This window comes from Allobacillus salarius (assembly GCF_007559425.1).
Taxonomy (GTDB): Bacteria; Bacillota; Bacilli; order Bacillales; family Alkalibacillaceae; genus Allobacillus; species Allobacillus salarius.
The window spans coordinates 1-397 of sequence record NZ_VMHE01000082.1 but is presented as its reverse complement, the minus strand read 5'-3'; the positions used below and the strand labels follow the sequence as shown (position 1 = coordinate 397).

1 protein-coding gene and 1 pseudogene are annotated in these 397 nt (G+C 34.8%); both read left to right on the top strand.

Annotation, left to right across the window (positions count from 1 at the left end):
* Positions 1-262, top strand: a 262-nt coding sequence (locus tag FPQ13_RS13865) for a conserved phage C-terminal domain-containing protein (protein ID WP_246065546.1), incomplete at its 5' end; no start/stop codon positions are given.
* A 9-nt stretch (positions 263-271) separates the two neighbouring features.
* Positions 272-397, top strand: a pseudogene (locus FPQ13_RS13205) (DNA replication protein DnaC); the annotation flags it as partial.

The window sequence follows — 397 nt, the reverse complement described above, 5'->3', positions numbered from 1 at the left end:
AGCAGGAAAGCATTTTAAACATAATACAGCTAAAACAAAAGATTTTATTAAAGCAAGATGGAATCAAGATTTTAGGTTGGAGGATTTTAAAAAGGTGATTGATATCAAAACAGCTGAATGGTTAAACACGGATAGCGATAAATACCTTAGACCAGAAACACTTTTTGGCAGTAAATTTGAGGGGTACCTCAATCAAAAAATACAACCAACTGGCACGGATCAATTGGAACGCATGAAGTACGACGAAAGTTATTGGGATTAGGGGGATATTATGAAACCACTATTCAGCGAAAAGATAAACGAAAGCTTGAAAAAATATCAACCTACTCATGTCGAAAAAGGATTGAAATGTGAGAGATGTGGAAGTGAATACGACTTATATAAGTTTGCTCCTACT